Annotated in this window: 20 protein-coding genes; 12 read left to right on the top strand and 8 right to left on the bottom strand. The window is 69.7% G+C overall.

What is annotated here, in order from left to right:
- The first annotated feature begins 53 nt into the window (after positions 1–53).
- The 7 genes from WC969_14005 to WC969_13975 all read left to right on the top strand — a co-directional run bounded on the left by WC969_14005 (position 54) and on the right by WC969_13975 (position 4,702).
- Positions 54–341 carry a hypothetical protein gene (locus WC969_14005; protein ID MFA6030965.1) on the top strand — a complete coding sequence of 96 codons (288 nt, stop codon included), beginning with the start codon at positions 54–56 and terminating at the stop codon, positions 339–341.
- Positions 342–418: 77 nt separating this feature from the next.
- Positions 419–916, top strand: a complete 498-nt coding sequence (locus WC969_14000) for a hypothetical protein (GenBank protein ID MFA6030964.1) — start codon at positions 419–421, stop codon at positions 914–916.
- Positions 913–1,587, top strand: coding sequence for a 7-cyano-7-deazaguanine synthase QueC (queC, locus tag WC969_13995; protein ID MFA6030963.1), 675 nt, complete (start codon positions 913–915; stop codon positions 1,585–1,587). The genes WC969_14000 and queC overlap by 4 nt, the downstream gene beginning before the upstream one ends.
- Positions 1,584–2,282: a 7-carboxy-7-deazaguanine synthase QueE gene (locus WC969_13990; protein ID MFA6030962.1), complete on the top strand. Its 699-nt coding sequence runs from the start codon at positions 1,584–1,586 to the stop codon at positions 2,280–2,282. Before queC ends, WC969_13990 begins: the two co-directional genes overlap by 4 nt.
- 674 nt (positions 2,283–2,956) lie before the next feature.
- Positions 2,957–3,442: a hypothetical protein gene (locus WC969_13985; GenBank protein MFA6030961.1), complete on the top strand. Its 486-nt coding sequence runs from the start codon at positions 2,957–2,959 to the stop codon at positions 3,440–3,442.
- Between the two features lie 369 nt (positions 3,443–3,811).
- Positions 3,812–4,429: a hypothetical protein gene (locus WC969_13980; protein MFA6030960.1), complete on the top strand. Its 618-nt coding sequence runs from the start codon at positions 3,812–3,814 to the stop codon at positions 4,427–4,429.
- Positions 4,430–4,504: 75 nt separating this feature from the next.
- On the top strand, positions 4,505–4,702 hold the full coding sequence (locus tag WC969_13975; protein MFA6030959.1) for a hypothetical protein: 198 nt from the start codon (positions 4,505–4,507) through the stop codon (positions 4,700–4,702).
- A 77-nt stretch (positions 4,703–4,779) separates the two neighbouring features.
- Here WC969_13975 and mutL read toward each other — a convergent pair whose 3' ends face one another.
- The 4 genes from mutL to WC969_13955 all read right to left on the bottom strand — a co-directional run bounded on the left by mutL (position 4,780) and on the right by WC969_13955 (position 13,615).
- Positions 4,780–6,519, bottom strand: a complete 1,740-nt coding sequence (gene mutL, locus WC969_13970) for a DNA mismatch repair endonuclease MutL (protein MFA6030958.1) — start codon at positions 6,517–6,519, stop codon at positions 4,780–4,782.
- A 137-nt stretch (positions 6,520–6,656) separates the two neighbouring features.
- Positions 6,657–9,290: a DNA mismatch repair protein MutS gene (mutS, locus tag WC969_13965; GenBank protein ID MFA6030957.1), complete on the bottom strand. Its 2,634-nt coding sequence runs from the start codon at positions 9,288–9,290 to the stop codon at positions 6,657–6,659.
- Positions 9,291–9,656: 366 nt separating this feature from the next.
- Entirely contained in the window at positions 9,657–11,969 is a 2,313-nt protein-coding gene (locus tag WC969_13960) for a protein kinase (GenBank protein MFA6030956.1), read from the bottom strand.
- 101 nt (positions 11,970–12,070) lie between these two features.
- The gene (locus WC969_13955) at positions 12,071–13,615 is read right to left on the bottom strand and encodes a hypothetical protein (GenBank protein ID MFA6030955.1); all 1,545 of its coding nucleotides are present in this window, start codon (positions 13,613–13,615) and stop codon (positions 12,071–12,073) included.
- A gap of 70 nt (positions 13,616–13,685) precedes the next feature.
- Here WC969_13955 and WC969_13950 point away from each other — a divergent pair, with 70 nt between their 5' ends.
- Positions 13,686–14,837: an FAD-dependent oxidoreductase gene (locus WC969_13950; protein ID MFA6030954.1), complete on the top strand. Its 1,152-nt coding sequence runs from the start codon at positions 13,686–13,688 to the stop codon at positions 14,835–14,837.
- A gap of 70 nt (positions 14,838–14,907) precedes the next feature.
- Here the strand turns inward: WC969_13950 and WC969_13945 are convergent, their stop codons facing one another.
- On the bottom strand, positions 14,908–16,902 hold the full coding sequence (locus WC969_13945; GenBank protein ID MFA6030953.1) for a S8 family serine peptidase: 1,995 nt from the start codon (positions 16,900–16,902) through the stop codon (positions 14,908–14,910).
- 195 nt (positions 16,903–17,097) lie between these two features.
- Between WC969_13945 and WC969_13940 the strand changes: the two genes are divergently transcribed.
- Positions 17,098–17,868, top strand: a complete 771-nt coding sequence (locus WC969_13940) for an alpha/beta fold hydrolase (GenBank protein ID MFA6030952.1) — start codon at positions 17,098–17,100, stop codon at positions 17,866–17,868.
- Here WC969_13940 and WC969_13935 read toward each other — a convergent pair.
- Both WC969_13935 and WC969_13930 read right to left on the bottom strand, forming a co-directional pair.
- The gene (locus WC969_13935; GenBank protein MFA6030951.1) at positions 17,774–18,313 is read right to left on the bottom strand and encodes a PC4/YdbC family ssDNA-binding protein; all 540 of its coding nucleotides are present in this window, start codon (positions 18,311–18,313) and stop codon (positions 17,774–17,776) included. The two genes, WC969_13940 and WC969_13935, sit on opposite strands and share 95 nt — an antisense overlap.
- Positions 18,314–18,623: 310 nt before the next feature.
- Positions 18,624–18,884: a hypothetical protein gene (locus WC969_13930; GenBank protein ID MFA6030950.1), complete on the bottom strand. Its 261-nt coding sequence runs from the start codon at positions 18,882–18,884 to the stop codon at positions 18,624–18,626.
- Positions 18,885–18,986: 102 nt separating this feature from the next.
- Here WC969_13930 and WC969_13925 point away from each other — a divergent pair, with 102 nt between their 5' ends.
- The 3 genes from WC969_13925 to WC969_13915 all read left to right on the top strand — a co-directional run bounded on the left by WC969_13925 (position 18,987) and on the right by WC969_13915 (position 22,836).
- On the top strand, positions 18,987–20,756 hold the full coding sequence (locus tag WC969_13925; protein MFA6030949.1) for a YgiQ family radical SAM protein: 1,770 nt from the start codon (positions 18,987–18,989) through the stop codon (positions 20,754–20,756).
- Positions 20,753–21,772: an EamA family transporter gene (locus tag WC969_13920; protein MFA6030948.1), complete on the top strand. Its 1,020-nt coding sequence runs from the start codon at positions 20,753–20,755 to the stop codon at positions 21,770–21,772. Before WC969_13925 ends, WC969_13920 begins: the two co-directional genes overlap by 4 nt.
- Positions 21,773–22,026: 254 nt before the next feature.
- Entirely contained in the window at positions 22,027–22,836 is an 810-nt protein-coding gene (locus WC969_13915; protein ID MFA6030947.1) for a PGPGW domain-containing protein, read from the top strand.
- Between the two features lie 174 nt (positions 22,837–23,010).
- Here WC969_13915 and WC969_13910 read toward each other — a convergent pair whose 3' ends face one another.
- A complete protein-coding gene (locus WC969_13910; GenBank protein ID MFA6030946.1) occupies positions 23,011–24,921 on the bottom strand; it encodes a M3 family oligoendopeptidase in 1,911 nt (636 codons plus the stop codon).
- Between the last annotated feature and the right edge of the window lie 499 nt (positions 24,922–25,420).

Raw genomic sequence — 25,420 nt, 5'->3', positions numbered from 1 at the left:
TCGCGCTGGCCTTCGCCGGCTGCCGGGCGTCCGTCGTCGAACTGCGACGCCCCGTGAAGGGGCCGGTCGCCGAGGTCGGCTGGATCGACCCCGGGGGCGGGCATGTCCGCTGGCCGACCCGCGGCGGCGGCTTCCTGGTGCGCCTGCGCCGCTCCGACGCGCTCAAGCGTGCCCGGGCCCATTGCGGCGCCGTGCCCGTTCAGGTCGTGCGCGAGTGGACGCAGGACGACGTCGATACGGCTTACGCGGGAGACGACCTCAGCGAGTCGATGCGCTACGGTCTCGACCACTATAAGGTGGAATCCTACCGGCATCTGGAGTTCAAGTGCGCACGCCCATGAGGATGTCGGATGTTCTTGAGAGTTCCCTATCTCCCTTCCCAGCGGGGGAGGGCAGGGCGGGGGGGGATTTCTTACGGATGAGCATCCTCATCGCCGCGGCTCTCCTCTCCGCCTGTATGGAAGGGTTCCCTCCTCCGCGCTCGGGCGGCCTGCGGTCCATGGCGCGCGTCGCGGTGACGCCGTTCTCCGACCGCGAGGGGCTCGGCCGCCTCTACGCCGACGAGACCCTGCGGGGCCTCTGGGCGCTGGGCTTCGACCCGGTCTCCCGGGAGTCCCTGGACGCCTCCCTGCGCCGGCTGGGCTTCACGGAGGGCGAAACGATGGGTCCCCAGGACCTGGCCTCCCTGCGCGAGGCGACCCGAGCCGAAGCGGTGCTCTTCGCCTCGGTCGACTGCGGCCGGCGCGGCGCCGGCGGTCGGGTGAGCTTCTCCCTCCAGTCGACCGCCGACGGCTCGACGCTGCTCTCCTCCTCCTTCGTCCCCTCGCGCTGCGGCTCGGCCGGGGACGTCCCGGAGGTCGCGGCGCGCGTGCTCGCGGGCCTGCGCCGGCTTTCCCCGGCGCCGGAGGCGCCGTGAGGGCGCGCCGCGTCGTCGTCCTCCTCTCGGGGGGGCTCGACTCCGCGACCTGCCTCTGGTGGGCGAAGGCGCGGGGGCTCGAGCCCGCGGCGCTTTCGGTGGCCTACGGTCAGCGCCACCTGCGCGAGCTGCGCTCGGCCGCCGAACTCGCCCGCCGCGCGGGAGCGAGCCATTACGCCCTGCGTCTCGACCTGCCCTGGCTCGCCGGCTGCTCGCTGGTCGACCGGAAGACCCGGCTCCCCGACCTCCCGCTCGCGCGCATCGGGAGGGGGGGGATCCCGAGCACCTACGTGCCCGGCCGCAACGCCGTCTTCACGGCGCTCGGGCTCTCTCTGGCGGACGCCCTCGGCGCCGAGGCGGTCGTGGTCGGCGCCAACGCCCTCGACTACAGCGGCTATCCGGACTGCCGGCCGCCCTTCTTCGACGCCTTCCGCCGCGTCGCCCGGACCGGCACGCGCCGGGGGGCGGAGGGCCGGCCCCTGCGCATCGAGACCCCCCTGCTCCGCCTCGACAAGGCCGCCATCGTCCGCCTGGCTCGGCGGCTCGGAGTCCCGCTCGAGCTCACCTGGTCCTGCTATCGCGGCGGGCGCCGGCCCTGCGGCCGCTGCGACTCCTGCAAGCTCCGCGCCAGGGGCTTCTCCGCTGCCGGGATCCCGGATCCCGCCCTATGAAGGTCCGGGTCGCGGAGGTCTTCTCCTCGCTTCAGGGGGAGGGCCTGCGCGCGGGGGAGCGCCAGGTCTTCGTGCGCTTCTCCGGCTGCAACCTCCGCTGCGCCTACTGCGACGAACCGGCCGCCCGCGCACCTTCCGCCTCCTCCTGGGACCTCGCGCAGGTCCAGGCGGCCATCGGGGCGCTCGCTGCGCGTCGGCGCCACGCGGCCGTGAGTTGGACCGGGGGGGAGCCGCTGCTCCATGCCCGTGTCCTGCGGCCGCTGCTGGCCTATGCCCGGTCCCTGGGCCTGGAGAACCACCTGGAGACCAACGGGACCCTGCCGGCTCGCTTCAAACCGCTGGCCGGACTGGTCGACCTGGTCGCCATGGACGTGAAGCTCCCATCCTCCTGCGGCCGCGCGACCTGGGCCGCGCACTCCGCCTTCCTTAAGGCGGCTCCGCGCAAGACCTTCGTGAAGGTCGTCCTCACCGCGGCCGCCACGGACAGGGAGTTCGAGCGGCTCCTCCGCCTTCTGGAGAAGCACCCTTCGGTGCCGCTCTTCCTCCAGCCGGCGACCCCTCATCCCTCCCGGCGCGGCGGCGGCGCCCGCCCCATCGGCCCGCTCCGGGCGCTCGCTCTTCTGGCGCGCGCGCGGCTTCGGCTCAAGGACGTCCGCCTCAGTCCCCAGTGGCACCCTATCTGGGGAGTCCGCTAGCGAAAATCCTTTCGGCATATGCGAAAATTCGGTGTCCACCCATTCTCTCCTGATGTACATATTTATCCATATAGTCTCTAACAGTCGCGGAGGCCGCGGGACGGGTCGCCGGGGCGCTCCGAGGGTCTGGGTCCACAATGGGCCTTGACAAAAAACGGTTGCGGCCCAATACTCTCCCTGTCGGACGGTCGCAGGGTATCGCGGCCGTTGGTCGTAGGAGGTGGTGCCGCAGCGTACGCCGTTGACGTGGTGTACTGACGTGCTTCGTGAGTCGGTCGGACCCTAGGGACGTTCAGGACCCCGCTGTAGGCCTGGCGGGTTTGGCGTGGGCAACATCCGTCCCGCGCAGCGTCGTGAGTTCGTCCCGGAAGTTCGTACCGGAAGTGCGTCGTTCGTGCCGGGGGCACGAGGGCACGGAGGAATGCCCTGGTGCCCCCCTCTTATTGGGGCCCTGGATCGTCCAGGGCCCCAATTTGTTGTCTTAACATTGGCACCTAACCTAAAATATACAATGAGATAAAGCGTTTTTCTGGATATTAATTAAATTTAAGTCTGCCACTTTCGATGTATCGTGTGGGCCTGTAGGTACATCTATACGTAGGTCTTATTTCATGCTCCCCTTGGGTCCAATGACCATTGGGAAGGTGGGGGCGCGCGCGTATACTGTATGCGCTATGACAAAGCGCCACCTTCTTCTTGCGTTCTTCATCGCGGCGATCGCCTCCTTACGTCCGGCTTCGGCTGCCGAAGTCCAGGACCAGCTGAGTTCGGTGGCGTCTGCGAGCGAGCAGGCCGCCCGCTCGGGAGACGTCCAGACCTCCGCGGTCCTGGCGGGCGTCGGTTTCGAGGACAAGGGGCAGGACACCGGCTTCGTCTCTCCTCCGCTGGTCCCCATGCCCGCTCGGATCGAGGGCTCCCAGCTCAACCGGCCGACCGGCGACCTCATCGTGGGCGACCCTTCCAAGGCGAGCCTGCGTGAACCGCGCAACCCCCTGACCAAGGACGAGAAGCCCAAGGAGCAGAAGAGCGGCTACGGCTTCCTCTGGGCGTTGGGCGGGGCACTGGCGCTCGGAGCTGTCGGCTTCCTGCTGGCGGGCCCTATTGGCGCTGGGATCGGATTTGTGCTGGGGGGTGTCCTCGGCGCGGTGTTCAGAAGGTAGGCATTTTCAGTTTCCCTACTGTCCTCCCCCACGGGGAGGGCAGGGTGGGGGCGAACTCCAAATGACAAAGGCCCGCGAACGCGGGCCTTTCTCTTTTACTCGCTCCCCTTCTGGGTCTCCCCCCGTGGGGGGGAGCAGTAGGGAAAAACATCCCCCGAAATGTGAAGCGCGGACCTGGCGTCTGTTTTTATAGACCGGTCCGCGCTTCAAATCCATCCCCCTCGCTGGGGGGAGCACCTACTCGGCTTATCTTTAGTATAGCCCCGCCGTTCTTATCGTCAAGACCCATTCCGGCATGCGGCGGATTTGGGCCTTGAATCTGCGCGCTCAGGGGATATAATTAGAATTCGTCGCCCCTTGAGAGGCCATATGAGAACCCTTTTCGCCGCCCTCCTGACGCTCTCGCTCACCTCCGCGCTCGTTGGCGCCCAGTCGACGCTCCCCGGCAAGGACGCCCCCGGGAAGGTCGAGTCCCCGGTCGTTTCCGCGCCCGCCCCAGCTCCCGCGCCGGCGCCTCCGGCCGCGGTCCCCGTCCGGGCCGAGGGCGCGGTGAAGGTCGACGAGAGCTGGCACGACGCCCAGGCCTCCGCCATGGGCGGTCCGGCGAAAGGCCCGGCCGCGCCCGCGCCGACGGCTGAACCTTCGAAGACGCCTGACGCGGTCGCCGTCCCCGCTCCGCCTCCTCCTCCGCTGCCGGCCGGGTTCTTCCCGCCGTCCCTGCCCAAACACGAGCGCCGCGAACTCTCCACCGCCGCCGAGATCGCGCTGGACCTCGCCGAGGTCGTCGCGTTCCTGGAGGGGGGGCAGAGCTATTTCCGGACCTATCAGAAGGGGACGCACACCTCGGAGGAGAACACCCGCTTCCTGCGCTTCCTCGAGGACTATGAGCGGGAGCGCTTGATCGCGCAGAAAGAGGCCGAGACTCTGCGTCAGTGGATGCGCGAGAAGTCCGACCTCGAGGCGCCCGAACCTCCGAAGCTCCCCTGAAGGCGGGCGCTCGGTTCGCTGCGCCAAGCGCTCACTTTTAACACAAACGAAATATAAGAGCCGTAAAGTACCTCCATGCTCAGTCTGCTCATGGAGGCGCCGGCCCGCTACCCCGCCCGCTGGCTGGCGCTCGACCGCCGCTTCCAGGTCCTCGACCACTCGGCCGACCTCGCGCCGCTGCAGGCGCGCATGCTGGAGCGCGGCGCGAGCTGCAGCTTCTTCTTTGTTCCAGCGCCTCCGGTCGCCCGGTCGCTTCCGTCGGCGCTCGGATAGAACCCCACAAATAAAGCTCTCCCCCACCCTGCCCTCCCCCGAAGGGGAGGGAGATAGGGAAGGTACTGACTGTGCCTCTATAGGGGCGGGGCGTTCGATCGACCGAAGCGTCGGGCGAGCTCGTCGCGGGTGAGGTCCACCAGGGTCGGGCGGCCGTGGGGGCAGCAGGTCCAGTCTCGGCACTTCTTGAGCGCGTCCAGCAGGGCGTGCGCTTCCTTCTCCCCGAGCGGGTCATGCGCTTTCACGGCGGCCTTGCAGGCCATCGTGGCCGCGGCGTCGTAGCGCGCGTCGGCCTTGGCGGCTCCCGGCGAAAGGAAGTGGTCGAGCGCGCGCTCGACGAGTTCCGTCACGTCCTCGGCCTTCTCGAAGAGCTCGGGCACCGCGGTGACCTGCAGGCCCGTCTTCCCCTGGCGTTCCACTTCGAAGCCCGCGGCCTTCAAACGCCCCCGGCGCTCGAGCACCCGCTCGACGGCGGATGCCGGGAGTTGGACGGGGATCGGGAGCATGAGCCTCTGCGCGCCCGCCCGGCCCTTTTCGAGGCGGTCCATGTGCTTCTCGAAGAGCACGCGTTCCTGGGCGGCGTGCTGGTCGACGACGAGCAGGCCTCCCTCGCACTCGAAGACCAGATAAGCGCGCTCGATCTGCCCCAGCCAGCGCAGGGGCGAGCGCTGCCAGTGCGGCGCGGCGGTCGTCGCGGGAGCGCCGAGCGTGAAGTCCTCCTGCACGGCGGAGCTCTGCGCGACGGAGTACCCGGACGGGAAGGAGGCCGACGGCGGGAGCACGGAGCCCTTCAGCAGGGTGGGGATACCCTTCGACTGGAGCAGCGCGCGCGAGAGCGTCGAGACGACGAGCTCGAAGACGTCGCGCTCGCGGCGGAAGCGGACCTCGCGCTTCTGGGGGTGGACGTTGACGTCGACCTCCTCGGAAGGGAGTTCGAGGAAGAGGGCGGCGACCGGGTGCCGGTCCTTGGGGCGCAGGGGTTCGTAAGCGCGGTAGAGGGCCTGCTGGAGCGCGCGGCAAGCCACGGGGCGGCGGTTGACGAAGAGGAACTGGAGCTGGCGCGTCGCGGCGAGCTCGGAGATAGGCGAGAAAAAGGCCTGCAGGGTCAGGGAGCCGCGTCCCCCCTGCGCGCTCAGCAGGAGCTTCGCGAGCTCGGGACCGAGGACCTCGCCCAGACGCGCGCGGTGGCGCTCGGCGGGGTCCTTGGCGCGCTCGGCCGGGTACTCGAGCTTCGCGCGCGGGCCGGTGCGCAGGGCGAAGGCGACCTCCGGGTTGGCGAGCGCGGCGTCCTCGACGACGCGGGCCAGCGCGGAGCGCTCGGTCTCCTCGGAACGCAGGAACTTCCGGCGCGCGGGGACGTTGAAGAAGAGGTCGCGGACCTCGACGGTCGTTCCCGGTGCGGGAGGGGCCTCGCGGGCGGAGAGGACGCGCCCGCCCTCGACTTCGACGAGCGCCCCGGCCTTCGCGCCCTCGAGGCGGCTCGAGAGGCGCACGCGCGCGACCGCGGCGATGGCGTAGAGCGCCTCGCCGCGGAAGCCGAAGGTCTCGAGGCGGTCGAGGTCCTCGATGGAGCCGATCTTGCTGGTCGCATGCCGGCCGAAGGCCGCCCGGCAGTCGGCCGCGTCCATGCCGCGGCCATCGTCGCGCACGCGCAGGAGCTTCCGGCCCGCCTCCTCGGCCTCGACGTCCACGCGCCTCGCGCCGGCGTCGAGGGCGTTCTCGAGCAGCTCCTTGAGCACGGAGGCGGGGCGCTCGACGACCTCGCCGGCCGCGATGCGGCTGGCGACGTCCTCGGGGAGCGAGACGATGGAGGACATCAGCCGAAAATCTCCGGGAGGAGATTTTCGGCTGTTTGCATGTACGAGACGGCGTCTGCGGGTCGTTTCATGAAATCCTTTCCGATGGCGGCGATAGCTTGCCTAATCCCCGCGGGAATCCCGCAGGGATTCCCGCCCTAGAGCTTGCGCTTGAGGTCCCAGAGCTTGTTGAGGGCCTCGAGCGGCGTCAGGTCGTTGGGGTTGAGCAGGCGCAGCTCGTGGAGCACGGCATGCTCCTCGAAGATGGGGAGCGTGAGCTCGGCCCCGGTCTCGGGTGCGGCGGCCCGCGTCGGGATGCCCGAGCTGCGGGCTTCGTTCTCGAGACCCTGAAGGATCTCGCGGGCCCGCGCGAGGCAGGTCGGCGGGAGGCCGGCGAGCTCGGCGACGTGGATGCCGAAGGAGCGGTCGGCCGGGCCCGCGGAGATCTTGTGCAGGAAGACGACCTCGGTGCGGCCTTCCGCGTTCGTCCACTCGCGCGCCTCGACGTTCGCGTTGGCGACGCCGGGGAGCAGCTCGGCGAGCTCGGTGAGCTCGAAATAGTGGGTCGCGAAGAGCGTGCGCGGTCCGCGGGGCGCCGCCGGACCGCCGGGGACGCCCTTGGGGGCGTTCTCGCCGAGCTTGTTGAGGTGCTCGAGCACGGCCCAGGCGATGGAGATGCCGTCGTAGGTCGAGGTGCCGCGGCCGACCTCGTCGAGAAGGATGAGGCTGCGCGGCGAGGCCGACTTGAGGATGTGCGAGGTCTCGCGCATCTCGACCATGAAGGTGGACTCGCCGCGCGCGAGCTGGTCGCGCGAGCCGATGCGGGTGAGGACCTTGTCCACGATGCCGACGAGGGCGGACTTGGCCGGCACGAAGCTTCCCATCTGGGCCATGACCGCGATGAGCGCGCTCTGGCGCAGGTAGACGGACTTGCCGCCCATGTTGGGGCCGGTGAGGACGATGGACTGCGGCGCCGTCCCGTCGATGCGCAGGGAGTTGGGGACGAAGGCGCCGGCGGGCAGCACGGCCTCGACGATGGGATGGCGGCCGTCCTCGATCTCGAGGGCGTAGGAGAGGTCGATCTTCGGCTTGACCCAGCCGCCCACCGCGGCGGCTTCCGCGAGAGCGCAGAGCACGTCGAGCTCGGCGCAGAGGTGCGCGAAGCGGCGCACGGCGTCGGTCTTCTCGAGCACCGCGGAGCGCAGCTTCTCGAAGAGCTCGGTTTCCAGGCGCAGGGAGCGCTCCTCGGCGTTGAGGATCTTCACCTCGAGCTCCTTGAGCTCGGGGGTGATGTAGCGCTCGGCGTTGGTGAGCGTCTGCTTGCGGGTGAAGCGCTCGGGGACCTTCGCGGTGTGCGCCTTGCCGATCTCGATGTAGTAGCCGAAGACCGAGTTGTAGCCGACTTTGAGCGTGCCGATGCCGGTGGCGGCCCGCTCGCGGGCCTCGAGCTCGGAGAGGAACTTGCGGCTGTCGGCGCGCACCGCGCGCAGTTCGTCGAGCGCGGGGTCGTAGCCGTCGCGGACGTACCCTCCGTCGGAGAGGCGGGCCGGCGGTCGGTCGGCGACCGCGCGCTCGAGCAGCTCCCGGACCTCCTGGAGGGGGGCGGAGAGCTCGGTGAGCTCCTGGGCCAGGGTGGCGATGCCCGAGCAGAACTCGCAGTCGGAGAGCTCGGGCTCGAGGCGGTCGCGCTGGCGCAGGGAGTCGCGCAGCGCCGCGAGGTCGCGCGGCGAGGCGGAGCGGGTCGCCATGCGGTTGATGACGCGTTCGATGTCGGCGACCTCGGAGAGCACGCGGCCGAGGTCCTTGCGGGTCTCGGACTCCTCGAGGAGCTCTTCGACGCAGTTGAGACGCCGGTCGATCTCGGGGAGGTCGGTGCAGGGGTGCAGGATCCACCGGCGCAGCGTGCGGCTGCCCATGGGCGTGTGGGTGCGGTCCAGGACGCCCCAGAGGGAATGGCGGCGGTCGCCCTCGCCGGAGCTGACGAGCTCGAGCGCGCGGATGGTGGACTCGTCGAGGCCCATCTCGGAGACGGACTCGCGGTAGACCGGGACGAGGACGTCGCGCAGGTGCGACTGCGTGTCGGCCACGTAGCGGCGGGCCTTGAGCGCGGCGCGCAGGGCGAGATGGCGGTTCTTCCAGAGGTCCACGTCGCCCAGGCCCTGGAGCTCCTCGGGCCCGGGGAAAGGGCGCTCCCAGAAGGTCAGCGAGGTCCGATGGCCGAGCGCGTGCTTGAGCCGCAGCTCCTCGGCCGTCCTGGGGACGGTGAGGACCTCGGCGGGCTCGAGCTTGGCGAGCAGGGAGTAGAGCTGCAGATGGCCGTGGTCGTTGAGGACCTGCGTGGCCCAGAACTCGCCGGTCGAGGCCTCGACGCAGGCGAGGCCCCAGCCGAAGGAGTCCACCTCGAGCGCGACGAGGTAGTTGGTGGCGCGGCTGTCGAGGTATTCGTCCTCGACGAGGGTGCCGGGGGTGATGAGGCGCGTGACGGCGCGCCTGACCAGGCCCTTGGCCTGCGCGGGATCCTCCATCTGGTCGGCGATGGCGACCTTGAAGCCGGCCTTCAAAAGCTTCGCGATGTAGTTCGAGGAGGCGTGGTGCGGGATGCCGCACATCGGCAGGCCCTGGCGCTGGGTGAGGACGACGCCGAGCACGGGGCTGGCGTGGCGGGCGTCCTCCTCGAAGAGCTCGTAGAAGTCGCCGAGCCGGAAGAGGAGCAGGGCGTGGGGGTAGGCCGCCTTGAGGGCCTTATACTGGCGCCAAAGGGGGGTCTCTTCTTTCTTCTCGATGGTAGGCATATACCCATTTTATCATAACGCGCGCCCGCCCGCGTTCTGAGAATTGTGTGGAACGCGGGCGGGCGTCCTGCGGACGCGCACCTGTCGGACCCCGCGCAACGGCGCGGGGCTGAAGCCCTCGCGAGAGAGGGAGTTTGCTCGCTCGGGTCCTCCCCAAGGGGGCTGGCGCGGACCCCACCCGAGAGGCCACAGCACCGCAGTGGGAGGGGCCGCCGGCCCCTCCCCTACCCCTATGGCGCCGTCGGGACGCTCGCGCGTCCCAGGACGGCTGTTACCCCTCGTGAGGTGCGGCGGGCCATGCCGCCGCTACTTCATGAAGAGATATGGAGTGGGCTGATGAGCAGGAATCCCGGGAGGGGATTCCTGCTAGGCGCGGATGGCGTCGAGGCGTGTGCGGACGTCGCCGGGGACCCGCAGGCGGCGGTCGGGGTCCGGCTCGAGGAGGTCGGCGATGAGGAGGTCGACCTCGGGGGAGATCCCGGTGACGAGCTTCGAGGGCGGGGTGTAGTTGCGCGACATCTTCGCGGTGGTCGTCGCCGAGTCGCCGTAGGGGCGGCGGCCGGTCAGCATCTCGTAGAGCATGCAGCCGTAGCTGAAGAGGTCGCTCTCGGGACGGACCTCGCCGCGCTCCTGCTCGGGAGCCATGTAGAGCGGGGTGCCGACGGCGATGTTGGTGCCGGTGCTGCGGCTGACCGTGTCCTTCGCGCGGCGGGCGATGCCGAAGTCCATGACCTTCACCCAGCCGTCGTCGGTGAGCATGATGTTCGAGGGCTTGAGGTCGCGGTGGACGACGCCCTGCTGGTGGGCGAAGGCGAGCGCGCTCATGACCCCGCGCGTCACGTACTGCGCCTCGGCGAGGCTGAGGCGCGTCTTTTTCTCGAGGACCTCGTCGAGGGTCTTGCCGTTGACGAACTCGAAGATCAGGTAGAGGTCGCCGTCGCTCTCGAGGATGGTGTGGATGTCGACGATGTTGGGGTGGTGCAGCGAGGCGACGGTGCGCGCCTCCTCGGAGAAGCGCAGACGCTCGCGGGCGTCGATCTTGATCTCGTCGCGCATCTTCTTGACGGCGACGTGCCGGCCGAGCGCCTTGTCCACCGCCTCGTAGACGACGCCCATGCCGCCCTGGCCGATGGTACGCACGACCCGGTAGTTCGCCTCGAAGGCCCCGACCTTGGGCTTGGCGCGCCCGCCGAGGATGTGGAGCAGGCCGAGCGCGATGAGGAAGCCGCCGGTCAGCGAGCAGGCGAGCACGACGAGGAAGCGGCGCCCGCCGGAGCGCGGCCGTTCGGGCTCCGGAGCGCGCGGGGCGGAGCGCGCGGGCGGGGGGGCGAGGTTGTACTTCTCGATCGCCTCGCGGTAGGCGGTCTCGAACTGCGCGTTGAGCTCGGCGGCCTTCTTGAAATCGCCCGCCATGCCCTTGAGGTCGCCGAGACACTCCTTGGCCAGCCCTCGGTTGCGCCAGGCGTTGGCGTGCTTGGCGTCGATCGCCACGGCGCGCTCGGCGTCGGCGAGCGCCTCGCCGCAGCGGTTGAGGCCGAGGAAGGCGGCGGTGCGCGCGTCGAGCGCCTGCTGGTGCGAGGGGTTCTGCATCAGCGCCGCGGTGGCGTCCTCGAGCGACTGGAGGTAGGAGCCGACCATGTTGTTGGCGGCGGCGCGGATGTAATAGGCCTCGGCGTTCTTGGGGTCGCGCGCGAGCGCCTTGCTCGCGTGCTGGATGGCGCCGCGCGGGTCGCCCATGCGCACCTTCGTCAGCGCCTGCTGGTTGAGGGCGTCGGCGACGCGGTCGGCGGAGGTCGGCGCCGTCGCGGCGGCCTTTTCCTCGCGGGACGCGGAGGGCGCGGCCTCGAGAGCTCCGCGCTGGGACATCATCCCCTCGTATTCGCGTGCGACCTTGTCGGCGGCGGCCTTCTGGGCGTCGTCGAGGCCGAGCGCGGAGGACTTGGTGACGCGGGTCTCGGAGAGCCGCGCGATCTGGAAGGCGAGCTGGTTGTTGGGATTGATCGAGAGCGCCATGCGCGCGTCCTCGAGCGCCAGGGGGTAGGCGCGCATGTTGTAGTTGGCCAGCGCGCGGGTGATGAAGGCGCGCTCGCTCTTGGGCTCGAGGCGCACGACGGCGCTGGCGTCCTCGTAGGCCTCGCGGTAGCGTCCGAGCTGGAGCTGGGAGATCGCGCGGTTGTTGAGCGCGTCGCGGTTCTCGGGCTCGTCGGCGAGCACCCCGTCGGAGAGGGCCTTGGCGCGCTGGCTTCCGCCGACCTGGTTGAGCACGTTCGCGACGCTGTTGGACATCTCGTTGCGCGGGGCCGCGGGAGCCGCGCGGAGTTCGGGAGTCTGAAGGAGGTCGGCGAGGGCGTCGACGCCCTCGCGCAGGGCGGTGTTCTTCTCCTCGGGGGTCCGGGCGGAGGCGATGCCCTTCTCGGTCTCTTCGAGCCGTCGGTCGATCTCCTGCGCCTTGGCCGGGGCGGACTTGGAGAACGACTGCACCGTCGAGGCCGAGGACTCTCGAAAATCCTTGAGCAGCTTGACGGGGTCGGGTCCCTGGGGGAAGAGCGAGGGGGCCGACGTGTCGGCTTGCCCCGTGACGGGAGGGGGGACGGGGTCCTTCGCCGACGCGAAGGGCGCCGACAGGAGCGCGGCGCCGAAAAGCGCTGAGAGGGTGAGGAGCCGAGGCCGGCGTTTCATCTTCCAGTCTCTCCGATGGTTGAAGACAATCCACCCCCAGGGGGGTATCGTAAGTGTAAAGGTCGTTGGCAGGGGTGTCAAGGGACTTCCCGACGAGAAATTCAGCGCTGGAAGCGCTTGAAAGTCATGCGCTGGAGGGCGTAGAGGGGGGTGGCCTTCTTGCCCGCGCCGAGCATCTGCTCGAGCGTCGCGAAGAAGAAGCCGCCGCCGACGCCCTGGGGCAGCGCGCAGGCCTCGCCGGTGAAGAGGACCACGACGTCCTTGCGGGGCTCGTCCACCGCCCCGGGCTCGAGCCACCAGTAGCCCTTGAGCTCGGCGCCCTCGACGAAGCCGAAGGAGCCGAGCATGAGCTTCTTGTCCGGGAAGCGGCGCGCCAGGCGCGCGAAGACGGGGTCGAAGGCGAGCCCGAGCGGGTTCTCGTCGGGGAAGACGCTGAGGGCTACGATGTCGAGGTCCTTCCCGAAGCCCCGGGGCTGGGCCCAGCGCAGCCAGGCGAAGAGCGGGTGGGCGTCGTCGTGCGCGGTGCCCTCCCACCAGTAGAGCGTCCCCACGGTCTCCAGCGCCGGGTCCACCTTCTTGACCTCGGCGGCCCCCGCGTTCACCGCGGCGAGCACGGTCTCGTCGGGCAGCGGGGTGCGCCAGCCGCCCAGCCACGAGCCGTTGGGTTCGCTGGCGACCTCCCAGGAGCGGATGGAGTCCTTGTAGTGGAGCGCGAGGTTGCGCGTGCGCTCCGCGTAGGCCTCGGGGGTGAGGCCGCGGGGCCAGAGCGCGCTGTCGAGCGGCGAGCCCATGATGCGCAGCTTCCTCTTCTTGAGCTCGCGCACGATCCCGTCGTAGAGCGCGAAGGACGCCGGCTTCGCGAAGAGGAGGTCGTCGCCCTGGGTGCGGAAGACGAGGCGCACCCAATCGGCGCCCGCGGCGGCCGTCTTGTCGGCGACCCAGGCGTGGTCGCTGAGCCGGTCGACGAGGGACTCGTCGAGCGTGAGTCCGTAGCGCAGCGCCTTGCCCGCCTGGCCGTGCTTGGCGATCTGGCGGCCGTGCTCGAAGATCATCGTGTGCCAGGCCGAGGAGATGGAGGCGAGCGCCCGGTCGAAGAGCATCCCGCGCTCTCGGCCGTCGCTGGCCGACTGCGCGGCGACGAGGTCCGCTTTGGCCCGGGCCTCCGCCTTGCGGAAGCCCTCGTCGGGCTTGAAGGGCGGGTCGAAGTCGCGCGCGCGGCGCTCGCAGGCCTCGCGGAAGCGGCGCCAGGCGCCCTTGGCCGCCGCCTCGTTGAGGATGATGGTCTCGCCGTCGCCGTAGCCGGTGCCGTCTCCGTCGAGGATGACCGTCGAGAACCCGTCTCCCGGGACCGGCCAGGGCAGGGAGACGGCGACGCGCTCGGTCCCGCTCCAGCGCCAGCGCGGGGTCGTCGAGGTCGCCACCCACCACGGGCGCCCGGGCGCGGGGGCCCCTTCGGGGTCGTAGAGATAGAGCCCGCTGCGGTCGACGGGCGCGCCCTCGGCGGCGAACTCGGCGCGGGCGATGTGGCGCAGGAAGGCGTCGGTGTCGAGCATGCGTCCCGCCTCGTCGTAGGCGACGACGTCGACCGTCGCGGCCGCGGCCGGCGCGGGGGCGAGGAGGGCGAAGGCGAGCGCGAGGGCGAGCATCCGTCCGAATCTAACAAAAGAGGGCGCGTCCTTTCCACGCCGCGGGAGCGATTTTGTTATACTGGGACTCGTGCACGGCTTCGACACCATCGTCGTCGGCGGCGGGATCCTCGGCTCGGCGACGGCCTACCACCTCTCGCGCCACGGACGCCGCGTCCTGGTCATCGACCAGGAAGACCGCATCCCCAACCCGCACGGCTCCTCGGCGGACCACGCCTACATCTTCCGCCTGACCCACGGGAAGGATTCCTTCTACACGGAGCTCGGGGTGAAGTCGCTGCAGATGTGGAAGCAGCTCCAGCACGAGACCTCCATCGAGTTCCTCGAGTCGACCGGCATGCTCGACCTCGCGGTCGGGACCTGCAAGCACGAGGAGGCCTCGGCCAAGGTCCTCAAGGAGCTCAAGGTCCCCTTCCAGCGCCTGGAGACGGCCGAGCTCCTCGACCAGTACCGCATCCTGCGCAAGAAGGCCTGCAGGTTCGCGCTCTACCATCAGGATGGCGGCATCCTCTGGGCCCAGCGCGCCATCGAGGCCTTCCACAAGGCCGCCCTGCGCCGGGGCTCGCGCACCGCGCTCGGCGTGCGCATCGTGAAGGTCCTGCGCGACAAGACCGGCATCGTCGGCCTGCGCGATTCGAAGGGGAAGGTCTGGAAGGCGCCGACCTACGTCTTCGCCGCCGGGCCGTGGACGAAGGAGCTGCTCTCCGACTACGGGCTGCCCCTGCGCGTGACGAGCCAGCACATGCTCTACCTGCGCCCGCCGCGCAACCAGGGCCGCTACCGCGCCCCGCACTTCCCCGTCTTCTCCTGCTCCGCGCGCGGGATCCACGGCTTCCCCGTGCACGTGCACGGCTTCATGAAGTTCGGGCGCGAGAAGGAGGGGCCGCTCTGCAAGGACGTGAGGTCCACCGACCGCCCCGACCCTTCGTTCCAGCGGACCGTCCGCGCCTTCCTCAAGGACTTCTTCCCGGACCTCGGCGGCTTCACCGAGCTCGAGGACCGCGTGCACCACGCCGTGCGCACGCCCGACGGAGACTTCATCCTCGACCGCCTCCCCGACGCGGAGAACGCGGTGGTCGCCGTCGGCTTCTGCGGTCTGGCGCCGATGTTCGCTCCGCTCATCGGCAAGGAGGCCGCCGCGCTGCTCCTCAAGGAGCGTCCGGACATCAACCTCCACCGCTTCCGTCTCGACCGCCTCAAGTTCAAGAAGCCCCGGCGTTGATACGACGCCGGGCAAAAGAGAACCGCCGGCCGGGTGAACCCGGCCGGCGGCTTCTTTCGCGGACGGTCGCTCAGCGGCCGAGCGGTGCGAAGCCCAGGACGCGGCGCACGACGCCGTGCAGGAACGTCGTCGGCGTCTGCGGCGCGTTGTCCTTGAGCAGCTTCGCCGCGTACTGGAACGAGTTCCAGACGTTGATGAAGCCGTCGCCGACCTCGTCGAGCGGGGCGACCTTCTCCGCCGTCTGCGTCATGGAGTAGCGGGCGAGGTCCATCGCGAACTGCGTCAGCTCCGCGCCCTGCAGCGCCGGCAGATAGTCCTTGAGCAGGACGAGGATGCCGCGCGTCAGGAGCATGAAGCCGCCGAACACGCCCGGGTTGCTCATCGAGGTCCCGGACATCGACTGGCCGGGCCCGCCGAGCTCGGGGACCGTCGCGCCGCTCGGCACGGGGGCCACGAGGTTCACGCCCACTCCCGATTCATCGGGCTTCTGGGGCCAGTCCTTGTACTGGGGGTCGCGGGCCGTCGTGGGGCTGCCCTTCCCGCGGGAGGAGAAGTACGCGGTCTTCTTGTCCGAGTCCGAGGCCGCGATCGCCTTGATGCGCTTGACCTGGCCGATGACCTTGCCGTTGATGACCAGGTCGACGTTGTGGTACGCGATCGCCGGTCCGCCGATGGTGTTCTTGCGGGAGCCGGAGTTGCCGGCGGAGATGCTGTGGTGCATCCCCTCCGAGGCCTGTTTCGTGAACAGCTTCTCGATGGCGCCCGCGGGATTGCCGGAGCCGTCTCCCCACGAGTTCGAGGTCGCCAGGGCGCCGTCCTTCTGCGCCATGTTGAGCTTGAAGAGGATGTCCCCTTCCGAGGCGCTCCCGTTGGGGAAGATGTTGTAGTTGCGTCCCGCGTAATTGTAGATGTCGACGCCGATGATGGTTCCGCCGGTGTGCGTGCCGTGCGCCTCGCCGTCGTTGTCGTTGGCTACGCTCTTCAGGTAGTGTCCCTTCATGAAGGGATGGTCGACGAAGGACCAGCTGTCGAGCAGGGCGAAGGGCAGGACCGGGTTCTCGACGGCCGTGCCCAGCAGCTTCGACTTCAGCCAGGTCGCCGCGCGCTGGAGGAAGGACGCCTTACCCGCTTCCGGGGCCGGTGCGGCCGGCTCGCCGAGCACCTTCTTGAGCTCGGCCTGGAGCTTGTCGGCGCCGATGACCGCGTTCATCTCCTTGAGGCCGATGGTCTTCGCGGCGGGCTCCGCCTCCATCGGCTTCGGGAGGGCGAACGTGCGGCCGACCTGCACCTCGAGGCCGAGGGCCTTGAGGGCGTCTCTGAGGGAGTCCGCGTCCTTGCCGGGCACGCGGAGCACCGTGGTGTTGATGGAGGCGACGGTGCCGAGCGCCGTCGCTCCGTGGACCGAGAGGAGCGAGCGCGTGATGCCGAAGGCCAGCAGCTGCTTCTGCAGCGCGGTCTCGACGGCCTTGAGGTTGGAGGTCTGCGAGAGGTATTCCGGATAGATGTCCTGGGTCAGCTGGCGGCCCGAGCCGTCGGCGGCCGAGACGAGGAGCTCGACCTCCGGGGCGACGGGATCGTTCGCGGCGACGGCCGCGGGAGCGCCTTCGCCGATGCGGGCCGAGAAGTCGCGGCCCGCCTCGTCCTTCTGAGCGCCGGCCGGCATGTCCTTGAACTCGGGGGTCTTCTCGCCGAGCGCCTGCATCGTCGACGCGAAGGGCGTCGGCCGTCCGTCGGGGGTCTGCAGCGCCTGCGTCGCGACGCCGCCCTGCGAAGCGGCGGTCTGAGCGGCGGCGGGCGCGGCCGCCTGGACCTTCGCGGCCACGACGGGAAGGGCGCGCAGGCCGTTCTGGAGCAGCGGTGCGAGGTTCCCGTTGAGGGCGGAGGCGCCGAGGTTCAGCGTGCCGGCGAGCGCGCCGGCGTTGAGACCCGCGACCGGCATGACCGGCGCGACCGGGGCCGAGTGCGCCGACGCGCCGACGACGACCTGCGCGACGACGGGGGTGCAGGGTGAGAACGACAGGAGCAGAAGCGCGGAGGCGACTGCCGTGGAGAGGAGACGTTTCATTCGATGGTACCTCGCGGGAAGATCCTTGCCTTCCCTGCGAGCATCATACCGCGGGACCCCTCCGGCCCCTGAGAGTCCAAGGACCCGGGACCCCGGACGGCATTGTGCCCACTCCGTCTGGGACCCCGCGCAGCGAGCTGCGCCCCCGAGAGGCCTAAGATGTCGGGGGAGGGGTTCTCCGGGTATAATCCAGGGATGAACACTTTATGGACGCTCCTGGCGGCGGCGGCGTTCGCGGCGGGCCCCGCGAAGACGGAGTCCGTCCCCTCGTCACGAGGGGTGAGCTTTCAGACGGGCGACGGGCTGCGCATCGAAGCGGACTACCTGCCGGCGCGGGGGGGGAAGCCCGTCCTCGTGCTTCTCCACGGGGTGGGGGCGAGCCGGCGCGAGTGGGACCCGTTCGTGGGGGAACTCGCGAAGAAGGGCTTCGGCGCCCTGCAGGTGGACGCCCGCGGGCACGGCGGCTCGGGCGGTCCGCGCAGCGAGGCCTTCCGCTCCGAAGCCGATTGGCGGGCGCTGGGCGCCGACCTGGATGCCGCGCTCCTCTGGCTGAAAGGACGGGGGGTGCCCGAGGCGAGGGTCGCCTTCATGGGGGCGAGCATCGGCGCCAACCACGCGCTGCTCGCGGCCGCGCGCCATCCGGGGACCCCTTTCGCCGTGCTGCTCTCCCCGGGGCTCGACTACCGCGGCGTGCGCGTCGAGGAGGCCTACCGCCGCTTCGAGCGCCCGCTCTTCGTCGCCGCGGCCCCCGAAGACGCTTACGCGATGGGGAGCTGCCGGACGCTGGCGGCGGGCGACGGGGGAAAGCCGCGAGCCGCCCGGTTCGTCGCGGGCGGCTCGGGGCACGGCGCGGGTCTGCTCTCCGGAGAGGTCAACCGTCCTTTGGTGGAGGAGCTCCTCCGCTGGCTTTCCGAGCGCGCGGCTTCTTCTCGCCCGCCGGCGCGGCGGTCTTCGTCCGTTCCTTGAGCAGGCCGAGCATCTCCTTCAGGAAGACGATCGACTTCTTGAGGTCGCCGTAGGCGATGCGCACCCCGCGCTTCGACCAGCCCTTGTAGGTGCCGTCGTCCACCCATTCGCGCAGGTCCACGCCCGTCGAGTCGCGGTAGATCGTGATGCGCACGACCAGCTCGAGACCGAGCCGGCGCGGGATGCGCGCGAGCTCGACGTCCTCGGTGGCCTGGGGCTCGTCGGGGAGCTTCCCCAGCGTCTCGAGCACCTTCTCGAGCACCGCCGGGTTCATCGTGATGCCGGCCTTCGTGGGCCCCGCGTAGTTGTCGCGGTTGACGAAGGTGCGGATGGAAGCGTAGGGATAGCCGTTGTACTCGTCGATGTAGTACCGCAGCTCCGAGGTCTCGGAGGTCGGGATGGTCCCGACCATCGCGAGCGGCTTGAATTCGGGCGACTCCGCCATGGTTCCCTCCTGCTCTCGTCGGGATTGTACTACAAAAAAGCCGAAAACGACCCCGCGGTCCCCTTCCGGCTTCACCCTAAAAAAGAAGAGCCCCCCGGAGGTGGTGGTAGGGGGCTCCTAGATCGGTGCGATGGTCTTAAGATAACAAATGAAAAGGCCCCGTGCGTGGGGCTTGCGGTCCCGGGGACTCCGGCAATGGACCTGCGCCGATTTTCCCCATCCGGCCCGGCTTGGTCCCAGCTTCCCTTGGCGAAAGTCCTACTCCGGAAGGCGCCCGACGGAGCGGGCGCCTTCCGGTGCGGCCGCCCGCTTACTTCTTCGGGGGGAGCTGGCCCGTCGGCATGCCGGGGCCCTTTTCCGGCCCGGGCCCGCCCAGCATGGGTCCGCCCATCATCGGCCCGCCCATCCCCATCTTGCAGCCCTTGTGGCAGTTGCCGACGAGATAGCCGACCACGCCGCCGAGCAGAAGCAGCACGAGCGCCGCGATGAGCTTCACCGCGCAGCCGCCGCCGGAGCAGCAGGAGTCCTTCTCTTCGCCGCCGCAGCACTCCTCAGTCTTCTTATTCTCCATTGTGAACCTCCGAAAAGATGCGCCTCACGTCCCCGTGAATATAGCAGAAACGGCGGGCTTTGTGCCGACGCGGCCGGCATTCCTCCATGCTAGACTTTAGGAATGGCTTCCGGCGCCGTGCCTCAGCCGCCGTTCCTCCCCATGACCCGCGAGGAGATGGAGCTCCTCGGCTGGAAGGAGCTCGACGTCCTGCTCGTCAGCGGCGACGCCTACGTCGATCACCCCTCCTTCGGGACGGCGCTGCTGGGCCGCTGGCTTTGCGCGCACGGTTTCCGGGTCGGCGTCGTCGCCCAACCGCGTTGGGACCGCGTCGACGACGTCGAGCGCATGGGGCGGCCGCGTCTCTTCGCCGGCGCCGGCGCGGGAGCCCTCGACTCCCTGCTCGCCCACTACACGGCCTTCCGCAAGAAGCGCTCCGACGACGCCTATACGCCGGGCGGCAAGGCGGGCGCGAGGCCCAACCGCGCGAGCATCGTCTACGCGGGTCTGCTCAAGCGCGTCTTCCCGGGTCTGCCCGTGGTTCTGGGTGGAGTCGAGGCGTCCCTGCGTCGCGCCGCGCACTACGACTTCTGGAGCGACGCCCTGCGCCGCTCCATCCTCCTCGACGCCAAGGCCGACCTCCTCGTCTGCGGGATGGGGGAGCGCGCCGTCCTCGAGCTTGCACGGCGGCTGGACGCGGGCGGAGACAAGAACGATTGGCGCAGGGTTCCCGGGGTCGCCTTCGTCGGGAAGCCGGAGGACATCCCCGCAGGGGCCGAGGTCCTGGCGCTTCCCTCGTATGAGGAGATCCTCGCCGATCCGAAGAAGCTCATGTCCGCGACGCTCGCGCTCGAGCGCCAGATGATGGGCGGGCGCTGGGCGGCGCAGGCGCACGGTGCGCCGTCCGTGCTCCCCTCGCACCGCCCCGCTGACGCTCCGGGGCGGCAGAGGGGCGGCGCGCGCAGCGTCCTCTTCACGCCGGTCGCCGAGCCGCTCTCGACCGCCGAGCTCGACGCGCTCTACGGTCTGCCCTTCGCGCGCGCCGCGCATCCCTCCTATCGCGAGGAGATCCCCGCCGTCGAGATGATCCGGGGGAGCGTCGTCTCCCATCGCGGCTGCGCGGGCGGCTGCTCCTTCTGCGCGCTCGCCCTGCACCAGGGGCGGCGCATCGCCTCGCGCAGCCAGGCCTCCATCGAGGGGGAGGTCCGCGCGCTTTCCAAGAGCGCAGGCTTCGACGGCTCGGTCAGCGACGTGGGCGGACCCAGCGCCAACATGTGGGGCGCGCGCTGTGCGGCCGATCCGGCGAAGTGCCGCCGGGAGAGCTGTCTGACCCCCGCGCTCTGCCCGCACTTCCAGGACGATCAGGAGGGGCTCGTCGAGCTGCTGCGCGCGCTCAAGCGCCTGCCCGGGGTCCAGCACGTGCGGGTCGCCAGCGGCGTGCGCCACGACCTGGCCGCACGCAGCCCGGCCTATCAGCGCGCGCTCGCCGCGGAGTTCACCGGCGGCCAGCTCAAGCTCGCGCCCGAGCACGCCTGCGAGCGCGTGCTCGAGCTCATGCGCAAGCCGTCCTTCAAGGCCTTCGAGGAGTTCCTCACGGTCTTCGAGCGGGAGTCGAAGGCGGCCGGCAAGGAACAGTTCGTCGTCCCCTACCTCATGAGCGCATTCCCCGGCTGCACCGAGGCCGACATGCACGCGCTCGCGCGCTGGCTCAAGCGGCGCGGCTGGAAGCCGCGTCAGGTGCAGTGCTTCGTCCCGACCCCCGGCACCGTCGCGGCCGCGATGTTCTTCGGCGGGACCGATCCTGCCGGGAACCCCATCCCGGTGGCGCGGACCGACGCCCAGCGCCTGCGCCAGCACGCCATCCTCGTCGGCGATTGGGGAAAGGTCGAGTGAGCGGCCCTCTCGTCGCCCTTCTCGCGGCCGCCCTCTTCGGGGTCACCCCGGCGCTCCTGAAGCCCATCGCCGGGGGAGCCTCCGCCCTCGCGCTCGCCGGTCTGCTCTACCTCGGCTCCGGTCTCGGCCTGCTTCCCTTCGCTCTGCGGGACCTGCGGAGCCTCGTCCTCCTGCGCGCGCGGGCCCGCATGTTCCTTCTGGGGACCGTGCTCTTCGGCGGAGCGCTCGCGCCGGCCCTGCTCCTCGCGGCCCTGCGGCGGGGAGGAGCGTTCGAGGTCTCCGCGATGCTCAATCTCGAGTGCGTCGCGACCGCGCTGCTCGCGCGGATCTTTTTCCGCGAGCATGTCGCCGGCCGCATCTGGGGAGCGCTCGCGCTGCTCTGCGTCGGCGGCGCGCTCACGGGCTGGACGCCGGGGACCTCCGCCGGGTTCTCTTCAGCCGCCTTCCTGGCGGCGGGCGCCTGCGTCTGCTGGGGCCTGGACAACAACCTCACCCGCGAGCTCGAGGAGGTCCCTCCCTCCCTGCTCGCCTTTGTCAAAGGTCTGGCGGCCGGCGTCTTCAACCTGCTGCTGGCGCTCCTCTTCGCGTCCCGCTTCCCTTCAGCGGGCGCGGCGGGGTGGACGCTCCTGGTCGGCGCGCTCGGCTACGGGCTGAGCCTCGTCCTGCTCATCGGCGCCCTGCGGGCCCTCGGGGCGGCCCGCGCCGGCGCCTACTTCGCGGCGGGCCCGTTCATCGGGATGTTCGCGAGCGCGCTCCTGCTCGGAGAGAACCCGACCGGGCCCCAGGCCGCCGGAGCCCTGCTCATGGCCGCCGGCGTCCTCGTCCTTCACGGCGAGCGCCACGAGCACCCTCACTCGCACGCGCCGCAGAGGCACAGGCATCCTCATTCCCATGACGAGCATCACGCCGGACACCGCCACGAGGGGGACGAGCTCGAGGGGCACGAGCACGTCCACGAGCACGCGCCGATGACGCACACGCACACCCACTGGCCCGACGTGCATCACCGTCATTAAGGGACGTTTTTCCTCATTCCCTCCCCCACGGGGAGGGTAGGGTGGGGGCGAACTTTCGTAGTGCAATTCCGGCGCCGAAAGCCCACTCGGGGGAGGGCAGGGTGGGGGAGAACTTCCGTTGTCTGATTCTTGGCACTTCCCCGAGCGCTCGAATCGCGCCCGTTAGATAACCGGTCCGTATAGGCCCGAAGCTCCTGCGCGGGGACCTCGTCGGCTCAGGCGCCGCGGTCTCCCACCTGCTACCATCAAACAAGATGATCCGCCGACTCCGGACCGTTCTGTTTCTGGCGCTCTGCGCGCCGCTTCCCGCCGCCGCCCAGGCGGTCCGCGTCGTCTCGCCGGTCTCCGCGGTCGTCCCGTCCGCCGGCGTACCCGTGCCTCCGACGATCGTCCGCTTCGAGAGCGGACTCATGCGCCCGACGCTTCCCGTCGTCGCGTCCGCGTTCGTCCCATCCGCGACGGTCCTCGCCGCTCCGGTCCCATCGGCGGCGAGCCTGCACCCCGCTTCCCGGGCGCTAGTGCTCCCCGCGGCCGCCGTCGGCCTGAAGCTCGAGACCCCCGGGAGCGAGCCGGGCGTCGAGCCGGAAAGGCGGAGGCCCGTCGGCCGCTTCGCCGAGCTCAGGACGGCGCGGACGCTCCCCCGTCTCGTCTTCGACGGGGCCGTCGGCGAAGCGAAGGCCGCGGCGGCGGTCGAGGTCGGACCCGGACATGCGGCGATCTGGCGCACGGCCCTCGCTCGCGCCGCGGCGAAGTCGCCGGGCGCCGCGATCCGCTTCGTACGGCTCCATCTCCCCGCGCGGCCGGACCCGGCGCGTCCCTCTCTCCTCAAGCGCCTGCGCGCGAGCCCCTGGGGCCTCGCGCTCGGCTACACGCTGCTCGTCGCCGGCGCCGTCATGGTCGTCGGTCCCGGACCGGGCATGATCACCGTTCTTGCGGGGCTCTACCTGCTGAGCCCGCATTCCGACTGGGCGCGCCGGGGGTTCGCGAAGGTCCGCGCCTTCGCCAAGGGCAAGATCGGCGGCCAGCGTCTGCGGGGACTCGAGCGCTTTCTCGGGATGTATTGAGATTCCCGGAAAGCACGGAGGCCGCCCACTGCGGGCGGCCTCGCGCTTATCCGGCTGCAGACATCCGCCCCTACCCTGCCCTCCCTCGTTGCAATCGCAGGGACTTCGCTACCAAGGTTCGCCCCTACCCTGCCCTCCCCGTGGGGGAGGACAATGGGGAAGGGGATGGGACGTCTACTTCTTTTTAAGGATGGTCCTCTCGGCGAGCTTCTCCATCTCGGCGACGGTCTCGTCCATGAGCCGGCCGGCCGCGTCGACGTAGTCGGGCTTGAGCAGGTCCACCCCGGCGCCGCGCATGGACTCGACGGGAGGAAGCTCGCGCGGGTTGCGGAGCATCCCGAGGTAGTTCTCTCTCGCGCCCTTCTCTCCTTTGTAGACCTTCTCGGAGAGGGCGATGGAGCTCGAGAGTCCGCCGGCGTAGCTGAAGACGTAGTGCTTCCAGTAGAAGTGCGGGATGTAGGCCCACTCGATGCCGTCGTCGGGGCCGAGGACGAAGTCCGGTCCGTAGTAGAGCTTCACGAGGTCGGCGTAGGTCCGGTTGAGGAGCTCGGGCGTGACCGGGACGCCCTGTTCGACGAAGCCGTGGAGCTTGAGCTCGAACTCGGTGAAGAGCGTCTGGCGGTAGATGGTGCCGCGCAGGGTGTCGAGCAGGTTCCCGAGCAGGTAGAGGCGCATCGTGTCGTCGCCCTTGTACTTGGCGAGCAGGTGGCGCGCGAGCAGCATCTCATTGAAGGTCGAGGCGGTCTCGGCGATGAGCGAGGAGTAGCCGAAGTCGGGAGCCGCGTTGGCCGCCATGTTGAGCGCGCTGTGCATCGCGTGGCCGTACTCATGGGCGGCGGTGGAGACGTCGTCGACCTGGTCGAAGTGGTTGAGCATCACCCGCGGCGGCAGGCCCCAGAGGGAGTGCGCGAAGGCCCCGCTGTCCTTTCCCTTGCACGGGTAGACGTCGCTCATGCGGTCGGCGAGCAGCGTCTTGAGCTCGGCCGCGTAGTCGGGACCCAGCGGCTTGAGCGCGGCGAAGACGTCCTTCAAGCCCTCGTCGTAGGGGACTTCCTTCTCAGCGGCGGGGACGAGCGGCGGATAGAGGTCGTAGAAGCGGAACTCGTCGACCCCGAGGATCTTCTTGCGCAGGGCCACGTAGCGGTGCAGGGGCTTGAGGTTGCGGTGCACGGCCTCCACGAGCGTCTCGACCATCGCGGTCGGGACGCCTTCGCGGTCGAGGTAGGCGTCGGCCGAACGGGCGTAGCCGCGGGCGCGGGCGAGGAAGACGTCGCGCTTGGCCTCGCCTCCGAGTGTGGCGGCGAGGATGTCCTTGTTCTTCCTGAGGGTCCCGAAGAGCGCCTCCACCGTCTCGCGGCGCACGCGTCGGTCCTTGGAGGCGCGGTACTTCGCGTAGTTGGAGAGCGTGAGGCGGACCTCCTTGCCCTCCTCGTCCTTGATGAGGGGGAATTCGATGTCGTGGGTCGCGGCCTTGAAGACGCGCTCGACGTCGGAGGGGATCTCGTTGAGGTCGGTCTCGGACCAGAGGTTGTCCTCGGCCAGGGAGAGGACCTTCTCTCCCTCGTCGCCGAGCAGGTGCGTGCGGCGGCGGCGCAGGTCCGAGACGTAGTCCCGGTAAGGAGCGAGCAGGGGGTCGGCGAGGAGCGCCGCGGCGGCCTTATCGTCGAGGCGCAGGAGCTCGAGGCGGATGAACGCGGAGGAGGAGCGGAAGTCGCTGCCGAGCTTGAGCGCGCGCTGGTCCTTCTCCTGGACCTGCGGGCTCTCGGTGTCGACGGCGGCCTGAAGGTGCGCGTAGGCGGCCGCCCGGTCGACGAGCTGGCGGGTCGCGAAGTAGTCGTTGAGCGTGTCGCGGGCCGACGCGGGCTGGGAGAGCTGTCCCTTGTGCATGGCGAGGGCTCTGATCTTCGCCGCGGCGTCGGACATGGCCTTCTCCCAGGAGGCGTCGTCCTTGTAGAGGGTGGAGAGGTCCCAGGTGTACTCGACGGGAACCGCGGCGCGCGGCGCGTTCGCGTCGGGCTTGTAGGGTGCGGCGAGGGCCGGTAGAGAGAGGATGAGCGTCAACAGCGTCGTGAGGGTCCGCGTCATATATCAGGCCTCCAAGGGCGACCGAGGGATGATATCAAAAGGAATAGGATGCGTTAGGACTTCCCTATTGTCCTCCCCCACGGGGAGGGCAGGGTGGGGGCGAACTTCCGTTGCACGATTTCGGCGCCGATGGGGACCACGGGGAGGGCAGGGTGGGGGGAACTTTTCTTTCATCCAGCGGAAAGAGATTGATAGGGAAGAGATTTCGACGACAACACGTCATCGGCCCATACATCGTCGATTTTTGTTGCGTCAGCAGGCGCCTGGTCGTGGAGGTCGATGGCGCTCAGCATCGTCGACTGGCGAAGAAGGACGGCCGGCGAACGAGATTCTTGAATTCCAGAGGATACGGACTATTGCGGTTTGGGAATTGGGAGGTGCTGTCGCAAGCGGATAAGGTCTTGGCGCGGATCGCTGACGCACTGAGTCGGCCCCCTTCCCTGCCCTTCACTCGGGGTGATGAGGCCTGCTTAATCGTTGGGTCAGCCCCCTTCCCTGC

Source organism: Elusimicrobiota bacterium (assembly GCA_041660925.1).
Lineage (GTDB): Bacteria > Elusimicrobiota > Elusimicrobia > UBA1565 > UBA1565 > JBAZUV01.
Note: the sequence above shows the minus strand (reverse complement) of the source record. Positions and strands in the feature narration are given on the sequence as shown.